The 244-nt window shown below is 65.2% G+C and carries 1 protein-coding gene; it reads left to right on the forward strand.

All coding sequences use genetic code 11. The features are described from left to right. A partial coding sequence (locus SB816_RS34235) for an SDR family oxidoreductase (protein WP_410548528.1) occupies positions 1 to 244 on the forward strand: 244 nt, incomplete at both ends.

Here is a 244-nt window from a genome sequence, read left to right on the forward strand (position 1 = left end):
GTGAAGGGCGCGTACTTCCAGATCCAGGCGCTCGTCCCGCTGTTGAATCGCGGCGCGTCGATCGTGATCAACGGCTCGATCAACGCGCATATCGGCATGCCGGGCTCGTCGGTGTATGCGGCGAGCAAGGCTGCGGTCAATTCGTTGGCGAAGACGCTGTCGACGGAGTTGCTGCCGAACGGCGTGCGCGTGAACGTGGTGAGTCCGGGGCCGGTCCAGACACCGCTGTACGGCAAGCTCGGGC

This window comes from Achromobacter sp. SIMBA_011 (genome assembly GCF_046535435.1).
Lineage (GTDB): Bacteria > Pseudomonadota > Gammaproteobacteria > Burkholderiales > Burkholderiaceae_B > Achromobacter > Achromobacter dolens.